The organism is Bacillus sp. MN7755 (genome assembly GCF_054771475.1).
The window spans coordinates 65,006-79,975 of the sequence record NZ_BTRL01000027.1 but is presented as its reverse complement, the minus strand read 5'-3'; the positions used below and the strand labels follow the sequence as shown (position 1 = coordinate 79,975).

The window sequence follows — 14,970 nt, the reverse complement described above, 5'->3', positions numbered from 1 at the left end:
GTTCCAATCTAGACATATTTCCCCCTAGATTGCTCAAGTTCAGATAACGGCTGATACCGTCAATAATTACTAGATTGCTCGTTCACTATTGAAGTTCAAAGGTGGTAAAACCATTTCTCGTGTTAGGAAGCTCACACCCTTGACTTCCCTCTCTGTAAACCGTAAAAATGATTTCTTGTCCTTATCATTACTTTTTCGTTCATGTCTATTTGTTAACTTATTATAGTTATCAATTTTTTAAAAAGCAAGCCTATTTTTACTAACTATTTTCAAGACATTTTTTTATTATATTTCACAATAGCATTATGCAACTGCCACTCAATTTACCTATTTTGTTATTTCTCCAGTTTGTAAATCAACGATTCGTATATAAATATCCCATTCTAAAATACGTACATATTCACCTCACAAAATTATATCAATAAAATGTTTAATACAGTCTTTTCGTATAACTTTCTTCTAAAGAACGTGCAACATCTTCTTCTAAAGCATTCACTTTCGCATGCTCTAGCAACATTTTTGCTGCTGAAGGTAACTCTTTTTTATTCAACCAAGATTCTGGATCCCACATCTTAGAACGAATAAAAGCTTTTGCACAATGAATATAACACTCTTCTATTTCAACAACAATTCCAAGTAACGGATTGCGTCCATTCACCTGCATTTCTTGCAAAATTTCTTCGTCGTTTGTAATATACGCTCGACCATTTATTCTGAGTGTCTCCCCAAGACCTGGAATAAAAAAGATTAACCCTACACGTGGATTGGAAATAATATTCAAAATGGAGTCTATACGACGATTGCCTGGTCTTTCTGGAATGATAATTTTATTATTATTGAATACGTATACAAATCCAGGTGCATCTCCTCTCGGCGAAGCATCACACTCTCCTAATTTATTTGCCGTAGATAATACTAGAAAAGGAGATTTAGACAGAAAATCTACGCAATGGTGGTCTAATGATGAAATAACTTTTTTTAAAGCTCGTTCACTTGGTTGCCCCAATATTCCCCGTAATTCCTTCTCTGTTGAAATAATCGATTTTATTTCCTTACCCTCTATTCCCACTAATAACGACCCCTTTTTTCTTTATTTTCCCAAAATTCAATACAAATATTGTATAATAAAATTTGCAGAAAGGGGAATTTAAATGGCAGAGTGGTTAACTATATTTGATACTGAAAGAAACATACTTGGGAAGAAATTACGTGATAAAGTGCACCGTGACGGTGATTGGCACGAAACATTTCATTGTTGGTTTGTAGAAAAAGATGATGCAGATATGTTTTTATATTTCCAATTACGCTCTAAAAATAAGAAAGAAGCTCCACTTATATGGGATATTACTTCAGCTGGACATATTATGCATGATGAAGATGTACAAATTGGTGGTCTTCGTGAAATTGAAGAAGAATTAGGACTTTCCTTTCAAACTACTGATTTAGCATACAAAGGAATCTTTACAATAGATTATGAAATTTCAAATCTTACGGATCGCGAGTTTTGTCATATGTATTTTTACAATGTCATCCAGCCACTTCCATTCGCACCAGGTGAAGAAGTAGACGATGTAATGAAAATACATGCAACTTCTTTTCTACAACTATTAAAAAGAGAGATTTCATCTTTAACGACTATTTCAGTTTTAAACAGTAACCCGATTACGATAACATTTGAAGATATTTATCCGTATGATCTTGCGTACTATGAATTTGTTGTAGAACAAGGAAAAGAATTACTAAAAAATAATAGCTTGTAAATAAAATAGGACTCTCAGCGTACATTACTCAGGAGTCCTATTCTTTATCTTACTATTTGCGTGCGAGCAATAAGAATCTCACCTCAAATTTCTGCAAAGGCATGGTTCGCCCGTACAAGTCCAATTAACGAGAGCTTATACTCAATGGATAATTGACAAAACCCGACTGAATTAAATTCCACTTTATTTTCTCTCTTTCGATGTTTGAAACATACTTGGAAGTGTTACAAAGCGTGCTCCTTTCGTTTTTAACTGTGGAATAATTTTGTCTAGCGCCTCTACAGATCCTTGCAAATGCCCACCTGGAGTTGAATGTTGAAGTATGACACTACCAGGAAATGAGTTTCCTAACACATTATTTGTAATCGTATCAGCACTTACACCTTTCCAATCAACCGTATCAACACTCCACTGTACAATCATAAAATTTTGCTCAGTTGCCCACTTCAATTGATTTTCAAGTATTTCACCATACGGCGGACGTATAAACCTCGGTGCATAACCAATTAAACGATTTAATATTTCTTCCGTCTTTATAATTTGATTACGGTACTCAGGCTCATTTACTTTTGCTAAATTTGGATGGCTATACGTATGATTGCCAATTACATGCCCTTCATTCGCAATACGCTTCACTACATTTGGAAACTTTTCTGCATTTTCACCAAGCAGGAAAAAAGTAGCTTTTACATTATGTTGTTTTAACTTATCTAATATTCTTGGCGTGAATTCTAAATCCGGTCCATCATCAAATGTAAGAGCGACTTCCGCTTTATTGTACGGTCCTGAAAATGCGTACGCATATTTTTCGACCCATAAAAATGGTGTCCACGATCCACGCTCATCTGCTTTCATTTGTACTTCATAGTTTTGAGGGATATATTCGTATGGCAATGTGCTTATATAGTCTCCATAATAAAATGAGTTATATGGCATATACGCATACGAAACATCTCGTTCTAGTCCCCATTGATATGGAGCAAACATTTCTGGCGAATAAAAATAATACATGATAAAAAACCTCCCTAAATTTTCATATGTGATTCATCTGCACTTTGTTAGAGAAATTGTTATTCATAAACAAAAATAAGACTGTCCTTAATTAGGACAGTCTTACTGCTTTATATTATTAATAAATCGATGTACTATCTTTTGGCAAAGCTTTCACATGTTTTAAATAGTTCGTCACTTTATCATCATCATCTTGCGGATATTGATATCCATATGTGTTAGCAATTTCATTCGCCACTTCCCTAAATAAATCACACGTGACAAAGAATGATTCCCATATGTTTTCATATTCTGCATTAGAAAATGTCCTTTTAAATTGCACCCACATATCTTTTTCAATATATTGCTCGAAATGCTTTCCAAACTTCCCTGCATTAACTGTAAAGTCTTTTTTCATACCAATATGCCATTCTAGCATTACGATGAACATATCTCGCACTGGACCATCAATCATCCCTTTCGCATAAGAAAGTTCTTCTCTCCATAGTCCTTTCCCTACATTCGTACTACACCACCAAAATTCATTACAGCAATCCAAAAACTCTTTTTCTGTAGGCTTTTTTATTAAGTAATCCCTATCGCTTGCTGGTGGAAATTCATCCATACAATCATCTTTATCAAGAAGCAGTTTACTTAAACTATCGTGCCCTACAAATATATCTATTAAATCAACTGGAACTAACGTTAAATCGATTCGGTTCCCATCCATAAACTGCATTAAATACGGAAATTTCCCGTCTTCGTCCGCAGGAACTAATGACATTTCTTCTGGCATTTGTACAATCATTATTTCTCCAAATCTACGTATCCAATTATGATTAGACGTAAAAGAGCGTATATCTTTTACAACATACATAATATCATAGTCTTGAAAACAGTCTCTTTTCACATTTGGATTCACACGCGATCCATTCATGATGACAGCTCGAATTCTTTCATCCTCTTTTGCTGTATTTATAATTAAGTCTAACATTTCTTTTTCAGTTCTCATCTACTCACAACCTCCAATTTTTTCATATAAAATATAGTGATATATATAGGAGGTCCACGAGCTAACTGCGTTGTATACGATACATGTTATAATTTTCCAAACATCTTTTTCATTCTATTTATCTCCTTTCGTTATTCTTTTACGACCGCCATTATGAATCCATCGTACCCTTTACTACCGACCGTTTGAAGCGCTGTAGCACTTACACGCGGCTCAGCAGCTATTCGCTCATAGAAACGACGTATCCCTTGTACGCGAGGATCATTACTAGTATTGTCAATAACTTCTCCTTCACGTACTACGTTATCTCCAATAATTACAGTCCCCGGTCGTGATAATTTCAGTGCCCATTCAAAATAAGCAGGGTTATTTTGTTTATCAGCGTCTATAAAAATAAAGTCAAATGGTTCATACTTCTCATTTTCGATTTGCTGTAAAGAATCTAAAGCTAATCCTGTTCGCACTTCAATTCTATCATTCAAATTAGCACGCTCAATATTGCTACGCGCAATGTCAGCATGCTTTTCACTTGCTTCCAATGTAACAACTCGTCCTCCCGATGACAATCCCCTTGCAAGCCATATCGTGCTATATCCGCCTAGAGTACCAATTTCTAAAATGTTACGAGCTCCTTGAATTTGTACTAATAGTTGTAAAAACTTCCCTTGCGTTGGCGATACGTCATGTGCCGGTAAATTAGCTGTAGCGTTTGCTTGAAGAACTTCTTCTAATATAGAATCTTTCGGTATTAATACATCACTCACATATTGATCAACAGCCGTCCATTTCTCAACCATACTCATGAAAATACCATCCCTTCAATTTTTCAATGCATTTCTACTATTCACTTTTGATTATACCGAAAATTCTGTCTCGTATACAAAAAATAAAGAAGGGACATCTACTTCATTACAAAATAGATATTCCTTCTTTTGTTTATACATGTATCCCTTACGGATTAGTAGACCAAAGTCCTGCTGATTTAATAAATGTACGTTTATTTAATTTCAGCTGCGCTACGATAAACTCTGCAATATCTTCGGCTTGCATAACTTTATCCGGATTTCCATCAGTTAATCCTAAATCTACAGCCATATCAGTTGCTACTGTACTTGGTGTTAAAGCCGTTACACGAATGTTATGCTTACGAACTTCCATCGCTAACGATTCTGTTAAGCCAAGAACACCAAATTTAGAAGCACTATATGCACTTGTTACCGGTGCACCTTTTTGTCCTGCTGTAGATGAAATGTTAATGATATCACCAGATTGTTGTTCAATCATACTTGGTAAAGCTGCACGAGTTGCATAGTATACACCCATTAAGTTTACTTGAATGATTTTTTCCCAATCAGCAACGTCTAATTCTAAAAACTTACCAAATTTAGAAATACCAGCGTTATTAATTAAAATATCGATAGATCCTAAACCGCTTTTTAACGTCTCAATCGCAGTAGTCACTTCTTCATATGAAGAAACATCCGCAGTCGCAATAACAGCTTTTACGCCTTCTGCTTCTACTTCTTTTGCAACTGCTTTTAAGTTTTCTTCTGAACGAGCTAAAAGACCTACATTTACGCCCTCTTTCGCTAATGCAATCGCTACAGCACGACCAATACCTCTACCTGCTCCTGTAATTAAAGCATTTTTACCTTGTAATAATTCTGCCAAGTATAACACTCCTTAATGATCTCTGTTATGTATTATATTAAAATTGTATCTATGTTTATGTAAAAAGGCAATGATGCACTTTTATGTGCGTAGGTTACTTGTAGGTAACTATAGAAAGTTTTTATTTATAAGTCTCATCTTTTTGCCATTATTTATGTAAAATAAAAATAAATCCACCATAGGAGAGGATATGTGTATGAAAAGAAAAAAATGGTTCTTGTCACTAACTGCAGTCGGACTATGTATCATATTTTTGGCTATGTACTTTATATTTGGTAATCCACTACATTATAAAGTAATAGAAAAAGATACTAGCGATTATCTCCATACAATAAAAGGATATAAGCAAAAAGAAATACAAAGCATAACCGGAAAATATACTCCTCTTTATAATATCGGCTATTATGCAACAGTAGTATATAAAGACGAACCTTATTTTACATACTCTTATACATACGATAATAATAAAAAAATAATACAAGACAACGGCATTTTAGGAAGACATACTGAGTCCTTTGGAAATCTTAATTTAAACTGGTTATTGTTTGACGAGTTAGTAGAGGGTATTCATACAAACTTAGAAGAAAAAGGTTTAAGTGAAAAAAGAGATTATTCTATACGAAGCGTTCAATTCATTGATATAGACAATGATAAAAACGGTGCAGAAGCATACGTTAACTTTAAGAAAGATAAAGAATCTGATTACTCATACCGTATGAATAGCGAAGGAAAAGCTTATCAATATAACTGCAGCAATGGTAAATGTATTTATAAAGAGAAATAGTGTTAGAAGATATCCTCCTAACACCATTTCTCTTTATATTTAGGAATACACACAATAAATTCCGTCCCATTCCCTTCCTCACTTTCGACTTTTATTTCTCCTTGATGAAGGTCGAGTACTTTTTTTACGATGGCCAATCCTAAGCCACTTCCTCCATAAGCACGATTTCGTGAAGAGTCCGCTTTATAAAAACGTTCAAAAATATGTTGTTTCTGTTCTTCGGATATTCCAATTCCCGAATCACAAATACGCACTTCCACTAATGTCTCATATTCTTTTAACTTGATTGAAATCGCACCACCACTTGGAGTAAATTTAATACTATTATGAATTAAATTAATCCAAACTTGACTCATACTTTCTTGATCAGCAGTAATATGCACTTTGTCTAAATCAAGGTCTAACTCAATTTTTTTTTCAGCCCAGAGCGGTTCACTATTTAACACAATTTGCTTTAACTGTTGATCTAATCGATAAGTCGCTCTTTCTGGTGTATATTCTTCCGACTCTAATAGGGTGAGTTTCAGTAAGTTTTGACTTAGTTTAGATAATCTCGTCGTTTCTGTTTCAATAATGGTAAGATAATGCTTTCTTTTTTCCTCAGGAAGATTAATATCTTGTAGTGCTCTAGCAAATCCTTTTATAGAAGTTAATGGTGACTGTATTTCATGAGAAACATTCGATACAAATTCCTGGCGCATTTTCTCCATCGTATTCAGTTCATCTGTCATATCATTTATACTTTTTACGAGCACACCAATTTCTCCATCGTATTTCTCTTCATTTCGTATTTTTACCGAGAAGTCCCCTTTTGCAATTTTTTGTATCGGTTCAATAATAGTCCAAATCATTGCCTCTCGCTTCGGTCTCATTAATACCCCGATCAATACCCAGATAAGAACAATAAATATAAAGCCGACCATATCACTAATTAGAAAAGTAACAAAAGGCGATACTTGTATTTCAAGCGCATTCATTACACTTGATGATATATAAAAAGCTATAGACCAAATTATAGTGAGAAAAGAAAAAAGTGCTATTACCGCTCCAATTACTTTCAGCATCTTCAACTTACTCATTCGTTTTCTTTTTCTCATTTACTTACCTCTAAACGATACCCTAATCCTCTTATCGTTTTAATACTAAATTTCGACTTCTCTTCTTGGAACTTCTCACGTAACCGATTTATATGAACATCTAATGTACGTTCATTTCCTTCAAAATCATATCCCCATACCTCTTCAATTAATTGCTCTCTCGAACACGTTCTTCCTGCTTTAGAACCTAAAGTAAAGAGCAATTCGAATTCTTTTAACGGTAACGTAACCGTTTGTTCTCCAACTGAAACTTCAAATGTTTTACGATTTAACAATACATCTCCAACTTGAATCGATTGCGACACTGTAATTTGGTAACGTTTCAGTAGTGCCTTTACCCTCACTACTAGTTCTATCGGATCAAATGGTTTTACAAGATAATCATCCGTTCCAAGGTGAAATCCTTTTACTTTTTGAGATGTTTCCCCTTTAGCAGTTAGCATCAAAATCGGAATATCATAGTACTTCCTTAATTCAAAACATACATCAAATCCATCCATATTCGGCATCATGATATCAAGAATAACCATATCAACTTTTACTTCATCTATTTTCTGAAGTGCATCCAGTCCATCAATTGCCTCATATGTTTGAAAACCTTCCCGCTCTAAAAATACAGAAACAAGTTCTCTAATATGCGGATCGTCGTCCACTATTAAAATTTTAGGTATCAAAGGAACCATTTCCTTTCTACTTAACATCCTTATATTTTTTATAAAACAAATAATCAGTGGAGTATAAGCCCCACTGATTATTCATTTTATAATGCGCCCTCTTTAATTTTCAATTGTTGCGTTGCAAATTCACGATACATGTCATGTGTACGTAATAATTCATCGTGCGTACCACTTCCTGTAAGGTTCCCTTTTTCAATAAAGATAATTTTATCTGCATCTACAACTGTAGAAAGCCTATGTGCAATAACTAACGTTGTTCTGCCTTTCATTAAGTTATTTAATGCCTTTTGAACGACAGACTCTGATTTACTATCTAAACTTGAAGTTGCTTCATCTAACATAAGAATTTGTGGGTTTCGAAGTAAAGCTCGTGCAATCGCAATTCGCTGTCTTTGTCCTCCGGAAAGCTTCACACCGCGCTCTCCTACTTCTGTTGCATATCCGTTTGGTAAGTCATGAATAAATGCATCAACATATGCCATCGCTGCTACTTTTTCGATTTCTTCATCTGTTACTTCACCCTCAACACCGTAACAAATATTATCACGAATCGTTCCATCAATTAACGGACTATCTTGTGAAACGTAACCAATTTGACGTCGCCATGACTGTAATGAATAGTTCGTGATCGAGTCTTTTCCTAATTTAATGGCACCGCTAGTCGGCTCATAAAAACGTTCTAATAGTGAAAATAACGTCGTTTTCCCGCTACCACTTGGCCCTACAATCGCTGTTACTTTTCCTGATTCAATTGTGAAATCAATATTTTTTAAGACTTGCTCTTCTTCGTTGTACTCAAAATGTACATTTTCCAGAACGATTGGCTGCTTAGCGTTTGTAACCTTCACACCAGTTTCATGGTCTTCTACTTCATATTCTAAAATCGTATTAATTCTTTCCGTTGCACCAATTGCCTTTTGGAATTGTGTAAAGAACATAGATAATTGACTCATCGGCATGATAATTTGAACTAAATATAAAATAAACGCTACTAGTTCCCCTGTTGTTAACACACCGCTAGAAACACGCATTCCACCATACCCTACGATAATAACAAGCAGTGCCATTAAAACAAACGACATAACTGGTGAAATTAACGCTTGCACTTTTCCCTCTTTCAAACCAAATTGCAATAACTTTTGTATACCTGTATTCCCTGTTTCATATTCTCTTTTTTCTGTATTTGATGATTTCACTAAACGAATTTCTGATAATACTTGCGTTAGCACACTTGTAAAAGAAGCTGTTTCATCTTGAAGTGCTTTTGAAATCTTATACATTTTTCGTCCGAGTGGAACTAAAATTAGTACTGATAATGGGATAACCGTTAAAAGTAAAAGTGTCATTTTCCAATCTAAAACGAATAGTACAATTAATGATCCAACGATTGAAATACCACCTGTTAATAAGTTTGACAAATGCTCAGAAATTAATGTTTTCACAACTCCTGTATCATTTGTCATTCGGCTAATTGTATCGCCCGTTCTATTTTGGTCATAATAAGATACTGGCAATATAAGCACCTTTTTCCACAAACGTTCTCTCAGTCCAGCTACAATCTTCTGTCCTATATAATTTAGTAAATATATAGATAATCCTGCAGCTACAGTTTGCATAATAAAGAATGCAACTAGCCCAACAATTTGTCCTGTACTAATTGACGAAAGTGAAAAATTATCTACTAATCCTTTTGTTAACATCGGAATAAATAAACTTGCTCCCGTAGAAAGCAAACTCATTAATAACGCAAAAACAAGAATCCCTTTCGGAGGATTTGTATCTTGAATAAGGCGTAAAAACTGCCTCCAGCTCCCTTTTTTCTTTATTTCATTTTTAACTTCCATACATGTTCATCTCCTCGTGTTAAACCAAACTGTTCTTTCTAAGAGTAGAATACAATACGAATGTAAACTGAATGTAAACACACTTTTTCTGTTTTTACAAAATATACATAAAAACGCATCTTTACAACAGATATAAACATCTGATATTATTACCTGGTACTTAATATTATTCTATGCGAATGATAGATAACTAATTTACAATACTATATAAATCTCCAGTTATTGAAAGGAGTATCCTTTTTGCAAACAAATATACATTCCGAAAAGGAAACAATCATTTTTATTCATGGATTAGTCGGCAATCGTCGTGCCTTCAAAAAAGAGCATAAACGATTTTCCGCCTCTTACAACATTATTACTTATGACTTATTAGGTCACGGCGATGATAAAGGAGAAGCTATCGAATTTTCATTACAGCGTCTCGTGGATCAATTATTGAACTTATACGAAAAAGAAGGCATTCAAAAAGCTCATATTTGCGCTTTAAGCTACGGCTGTTATATCTCTACCATTTTTGCACAAATGCACCCAGAAAAAGTATTAAGCATTTGTCATATTGGTGGACATTATAATAATCCTTCCCTTTTATATAATGTATTTCAAAAGTTTTGGGAGAAGCGAGGAGACGATTACTCTAAATGGCTCTCTCAATACGCAAATACCATTTTTCCAAGTGGCATACTAAAGGCAAATCCGTTCGCAGTCATTTCAAGAAATATTTATTACCGTTTCGGATTGCAATTACACTCATCAATTATTGCCCAATCATTACGACACCGTTTAGAATTCGATTTAAAATCTAAATTAAAATCACTTCCCCACCCTATTCTATGGGTAATGGGCGAACATGATCATCTCTATAAATCTTGTCTTTTTGATTTAAAGTCCATTCTCCCTAACGTTTTATATAAAGAAATACCGTTAGCAGGACATGCAGCAAACTTATTTCGTCCCAACTACTTTCATGACCTATACGCTCGATTTTTAAATGGGAAGTTACAGTAAAAACTACTACATTCCCGATCTATTCAACTATAAAAAGGCTTCCCAAGTTTCCCTGGAAAGCCTTTTCTCTATACGAAAAGTATATAAAACTACTTTTTCTTAGTATGCTTTTGTGTAACCTAACATGTGCTTGCTCCAGTAAGAGTTACTTACAGAACTAATACGTACACCAGTTGCATCAGTTTCTGCACTAATGAACTGACCGTTTCCTAAGTAAACACCCATGTGAGAAGGACCTGATTTATAAGTATTTTGGAAGTATACTAAATCACCTGGTTGTGGATTGCTAGTTTTTGTTTTAGAGCTCCAGTATCCAGCAACTGTTTGACGAGCGCCTTTATGACCAGTTTGATTTAATACATAGTGAATGAATCCACTGCAGTCAAAACCAGCAGGTGTTGTACCAGCAGTTCTGTATGGTGAACCATTTAAAGATCTAGCAAATCCAGCGATTGAAGATGTATCTCCACCTGTTGTTGGTTTTTGTACATCTTTAACTGGTTGTTGAACGTTATTCGTAACGTTGTTTACTCCGCCTTTTACAAACTTAACGAAGTCTGCACTTACGTAACCTGTGCGACCGTTATGGTTAATTTTGTACCAACCATTTTCAGCGCCAGTAACGTTTAATACTTTACCGTTTGTTACGCCACCGATTACAGCGTTGTATGTAGCTGGACCTGTACGTACTTTTAAAGCACCAGTGTTAACAACATAAGAACCACCAGTTTGAACTGTAGTAGTATTGTTGTTTGTAGTTGGTTGTTGTGTTTGGTTAGATACAGCAGAACCACCTTTTGTTACGAAGTCTTTGCTTACGTATCCAGTTCCACCATTGAAGTTGATTTTAAACCAATCTTGTACTTCACTAACAACTTGTACTGTTTTACCTTTATTTACAGAGCCTAATACTGTATGAGATGTACTTGGGCCTGTACGTACGTTAAGTGAAGAAACGTTTACTGTGTAAGTACCTGTTCCTTGTTGAACAGTAGAAGTTCCTTTTTGATCACCAGTCGTTACGAAGTCACCACTTACATAACCAGTTTGACCGTTTACAGTTACTTTGAACCAACCGTTTTCTTGTCCAATTACTTGTAGTACTTGACCTGATTTCACTTTAGAAATAACATTATGCCCTGTACCAGCACCTGAACGAACATTTAATACATCAGCAGTTACTGTGTATTTTAAGTCAGATTTTGTTTCTACAGTTTTTGTTTCAGTTACAGTCGTTTGAGTTTGAGTTTGAGTTTGAGTTTGAGTTTGTCCATTAATTTCTTTTAGCGCTTCGTTTGAAACTTGTGCATGAGCAGAATCCATACCTGGAACTGCAACACCTACTACAGAAGCTGCTGCTAAACCTGCAATTACTTTTTTCATAAGTTGTCTTTACTTCCTTTCCCTACTATCCTCTTTAAAAACTTATAAACTTAATACTTTACAATATTATCAAAGTAAAATATTCATTAAGTTCCATTTTTTAACAAGAGTTTTATTTTTCACACAGAGTTCATTTTAAATGAATGAAGTGAATTCCGTGTGAACTTCATGTGAACTTTACCATTAAACTCAATGCTTTTGCAATGATTTTTTCAAATTCCTTATGTATTTCATTGAAAATTCGACATTCCATTCATTATCTTAATATATATTTCTATCCACTTTTAAAAACTCTCTTAATCTAATACAGTGCAATGAATGTATTTCCTAATAAAGTTCCTTCCATGAAGGATACTCTTATCATGACAAAAAATGCTTTTTTTATCAATAGTATAATATTTTCAGAAAACTATTTTTGATACTATCTATCGTTTTTAAAAGATTTGACGATTTGTAAGATTTAACACCAAAAATTCTATTTTAATTTGACGAAAAGGCACATTCTACTAAGTATTTTTCTCTATCTATGGAAGTTTCAGGATATTCATATTATCATATATATAGTGGTATTTTAATCCATACAAGTTTTATTGACCGCAAATAGTCGGATAAAAAAGGAGGTATATTTATGAAAAATATAATAGATAATCCGATAAATAAAAATATAGAACTGTACTATGCTTTTTTTCAATTCGCTTCATTTATCACCTTACAAAAAATATCAACTATTGAAACACGTAAAAGCGAATTAAAACATCAGATGAAAAATACCGAACAAAAAAATCCTTATTACGTATAAAAAAGGTGAACAGATTATATTTCTGTTCACCTTTTATCGTTTCTATATTATTTATAAATTTTCACACGGTTTTCTAATGGCTGAAATTCTTTTTCGCCTGCAGGTACCACTGGTTTACCAAACGGCATTTGCGCAGTAAGTTTCCAGGTTTCTGGAACTGCCCATTCTTTTCTCACTTCTTCATCAATTAATGGATTGTAATGCTGCAATGTAGCACCAAATCCTTCGATTTCTAAAGTTGTCCAAATTGCAAATTGTAACATTCCTGAGGATTGCTGAGACCAAATTGGAAAATTCTCTTTATATAATGCAAAGTTTTCTTGCAGTTCTTCCACTACTTGATTATCTTCAAAGTATAAAACCGTTCCATAACCACTTTTAAATGCATTCATTTTTTCTTCAGTAGATGCAAAGTTATTTTCAGGTACAATTTTTCGTAACGTTTCTTTCGTAATATCCCATAATTTATCGTGTTGTTCTCCTAGCAAGACGACAACACGAGCACTCTGAGAATTAAAGGCTGAAGGTGTATGTTTTACAGCATGATAAATCACTTCTTGAATTTTCTCATCAGAAACTACTTGCTCTTTACTAATCGCATAAATAGATCTTCGGTCTTCAATTGCTGAGTAAAAATCTTTTGCCATCATAATTCCCTCCACTTTTCATTTGAGGCTTTTTCATATGTATACTTCATATTACGCCTCTCAAAACTTATCATTAATAAGTTTCTAACTTTATACTATCAACAAACAATACTAAACTCAAATAATAACACTCACATATTTTACCTTTTTATTTCATAATGCTAGAAATAAAAAGGCAATTTATTGTTACCGATAATAAGTAACAACAAATTGCCTTTCTTATATGATGATCTAACTCAATATTTTACTTACTTAACTAAGCCAAATGCATAAGACATTAGCTTATTCGTCTCTGTAAAACGCTTCGTTTTACCTTTCGTTCCCATTACAACTGTAATAATACGAGTATCCCCTTGTTTGGCCGTACCCGTAAAACAATACCCTGCGCTATCTGTGAATCCTGTTTTTAATCCGTCTATTCCTTCTATATATAAAGCTTTATTATTTTTATTTAACATATCATTTGTACTTATAACATTAATATTATTAAATGCTAACTGACTTTGACGTAAGTGAGTCACTTCTAATATTTCTGGATAATCTTTTATAAGATGATATGCCAAGTTTGCTACATCAGCAGCTGTCATCTTCGTCTCACTTCCATCAGGTTCCTGTAGTCCTGATGCATTTGCGAATTTAGCATAATCCGACATTTTTAACTGTTTCGCTTTTGCATTCATAAGCTGAACGAAATCTTTCTCCGTTTTTGCCAGATGTTCCGCTAACGCCACAGCGGAATTATTTGCTGATTCAATCATTAATGCATGGAACAGATCTTTAACAGTCAATGTGTCATTCACTTGAACTGGGATTCTCGCACCTTCTGTTTGTGCCGCTTTCGCACTCATTTTCACTGGATCTTCCCAGCGAACTTTCCCGTTATGTACATTTTCTAATAAAAGGTACGCTGTCATCATCTTGGACATACTAGCTGGCGCAAAAGCTTCATTTTCATTATGTTGATAAATAATATCTCCATTACTCGCATCGATAATCATAGCTGCTTTTGCATCAATTTCCGGTGGGATGTACTTTGGCGGTACTACTTTTTCAGTTAATCCTGTTTCAGGTAGTTCTGCCACTTGTAAAGGTGGTCCCTCTACACTTGCTGTACTCTTTTGAGTTCCTTGGAATAAGAACCAACATACCCCTAAAATAATAACTAATAGGATCGTTATCCTTCCCCATTTTAACTGCTTCATTTCAAAACTCCTTTAGCAAACCTTTTATACACTCACACTCAACCATAACAACTTTCCCTTTATATCGTCAAGGTAAAAAGCATATTTATTCATCTACAG

The 14,970-nt window shown here is 34.3% G+C and carries 15 protein-coding genes and 1 other annotated feature (1 of these 16 running past the window's edge); of the genes, 4 read left to right on the top strand and 11 right to left on the bottom strand.

Annotated features, from left to right (window positions below):
- Positions 1-197 (bottom strand) — a binding site (T-box leader); it reaches 35 nt to the left of the window's first position.
- 233 nt (positions 198-430) lie between these two features.
- Positions 431-1,069 carry a pyridoxamine 5'-phosphate oxidase family protein gene (locus ACYVEC_RS26745; protein WP_063224184.1) on the bottom strand — a complete coding sequence of 213 codons (639 nt, stop codon included), beginning with the start codon at positions 1,067-1,069 and terminating at the stop codon, positions 431-433.
- Positions 1,070-1,151: 82 nt separating this feature from the next.
- Between ACYVEC_RS26745 and ACYVEC_RS26740 the strand changes: the two genes are divergently transcribed.
- Entirely contained in the window at positions 1,152-1,760 is a 609-nt protein-coding gene (locus ACYVEC_RS26740; RefSeq protein ID WP_063224185.1) for an NUDIX hydrolase, read from the top strand.
- A gap of 183 nt (positions 1,761-1,943) precedes the next feature.
- Here the strand turns inward: ACYVEC_RS26740 and ACYVEC_RS26735 are convergent, their stop codons facing one another.
- From ACYVEC_RS26735 to ACYVEC_RS26720, 4 genes are all read right to left on the bottom strand, one after another.
- Positions 1,944-2,771, bottom strand: coding sequence for a peptidoglycan-N-acetylglucosamine deacetylase (locus ACYVEC_RS26735; RefSeq protein ID WP_063224186.1), 828 nt, complete (start codon positions 2,769-2,771; stop codon positions 1,944-1,946).
- A 118-nt stretch (positions 2,772-2,889) separates the two neighbouring features.
- Positions 2,890-3,762, bottom strand: a complete 873-nt coding sequence (locus ACYVEC_RS26730; RefSeq protein WP_460509161.1) for an aminoglycoside 6-adenylyltransferase — start codon at positions 3,760-3,762, stop codon at positions 2,890-2,892.
- 131 nt (positions 3,763-3,893) lie between these two features.
- Positions 3,894-4,565 (bottom strand): O-methyltransferase, encoded by a 672-nt coding sequence (locus ACYVEC_RS26725; RefSeq protein WP_063224188.1) that lies wholly within the window; start codon positions 4,563-4,565, stop codon positions 3,894-3,896.
- A gap of 148 nt (positions 4,566-4,713) precedes the next feature.
- Complete coding sequence (locus tag ACYVEC_RS26720) at positions 4,714-5,433, bottom strand: 3-ketoacyl-ACP reductase (RefSeq protein ID WP_026591950.1); 720 nt, start codon at positions 5,431-5,433, stop codon at positions 4,714-4,716.
- Between the two features lie 196 nt (positions 5,434-5,629).
- Between ACYVEC_RS26720 and ACYVEC_RS26715 the strand changes: the two genes are divergently transcribed.
- The gene (locus ACYVEC_RS26715; protein WP_063224189.1) at positions 5,630-6,217 is read left to right on the top strand and encodes a DUF3139 domain-containing protein; all 588 of its coding nucleotides are present in this window, start codon (positions 5,630-5,632) and stop codon (positions 6,215-6,217) included.
- A 17-nt stretch (positions 6,218-6,234) separates the two neighbouring features.
- On the opposite strand, the gene hitS is transcribed toward ACYVEC_RS26715, so the two are convergent.
- The 3 genes from hitS to ACYVEC_RS26700 all read right to left on the bottom strand — a co-directional run bounded on the left by hitS (position 6,235) and on the right by ACYVEC_RS26700 (position 9,835).
- Positions 6,235-7,314 carry an envelope stress sensor histidine kinase HitS gene (hitS, locus tag ACYVEC_RS26710; RefSeq protein WP_063224190.1) on the bottom strand — a complete coding sequence of 360 codons (1,080 nt, stop codon included), beginning with the start codon at positions 7,312-7,314 and terminating at the stop codon, positions 6,235-6,237.
- Positions 7,311-7,988, bottom strand: a complete 678-nt coding sequence (gene hitR, locus ACYVEC_RS26705; protein ID WP_063224191.1) for an envelope stress response regulator transcription factor HitR — start codon at positions 7,986-7,988, stop codon at positions 7,311-7,313. Before hitR ends, hitS begins: the two co-directional genes overlap by 4 nt.
- Before the next feature lie 86 nt (positions 7,989-8,074).
- Positions 8,075-9,835 (bottom strand): ABC transporter ATP-binding protein, encoded by a 1,761-nt coding sequence (locus ACYVEC_RS26700; RefSeq protein WP_063224192.1) that lies wholly within the window; start codon positions 9,833-9,835, stop codon positions 8,075-8,077.
- A gap of 240 nt (positions 9,836-10,075) precedes the next feature.
- On the opposite strand from ACYVEC_RS26700, the gene ACYVEC_RS26695 reads away from it, so the two are divergent.
- Positions 10,076-10,840 carry an alpha/beta fold hydrolase gene (locus ACYVEC_RS26695; RefSeq protein WP_001194292.1) on the top strand — a complete coding sequence of 255 codons (765 nt, stop codon included), beginning with the start codon at positions 10,076-10,078 and terminating at the stop codon, positions 10,838-10,840.
- 99 nt (positions 10,841-10,939) lie between these two features.
- Here ACYVEC_RS26695 and entFM read toward each other — a convergent pair whose 3' ends face one another.
- Complete coding sequence (gene entFM, locus ACYVEC_RS26690) at positions 10,940-12,223, bottom strand: enterotoxin EntFM (protein ID WP_460509152.1); 1,284 nt, start codon at positions 12,221-12,223, stop codon at positions 10,940-10,942.
- 628 nt (positions 12,224-12,851) lie between these two features.
- Between entFM and ACYVEC_RS26685 the strand changes: the two genes are divergently transcribed.
- Entirely contained in the window at positions 12,852-13,022 is a 171-nt protein-coding gene (locus ACYVEC_RS26685) for a hypothetical protein (protein ID WP_063224194.1), read from the top strand.
- A 47-nt stretch (positions 13,023-13,069) separates the two neighbouring features.
- On the opposite strand, the gene ACYVEC_RS26680 is transcribed toward ACYVEC_RS26685, so the two are convergent.
- Entirely contained in the window at positions 13,070-13,672 is a 603-nt protein-coding gene (locus ACYVEC_RS26680; RefSeq protein ID WP_199677993.1) for a nitroreductase family protein, read from the bottom strand.
- A gap of 245 nt (positions 13,673-13,917) precedes the next feature.
- Positions 13,918-14,871 (bottom strand): D-alanyl-D-alanine carboxypeptidase family protein, encoded by a 954-nt coding sequence (locus ACYVEC_RS26675; protein WP_063224196.1) that lies wholly within the window; start codon positions 14,869-14,871, stop codon positions 13,918-13,920.
- Positions 14,872-14,970: the final 99 nt, after the last annotated feature.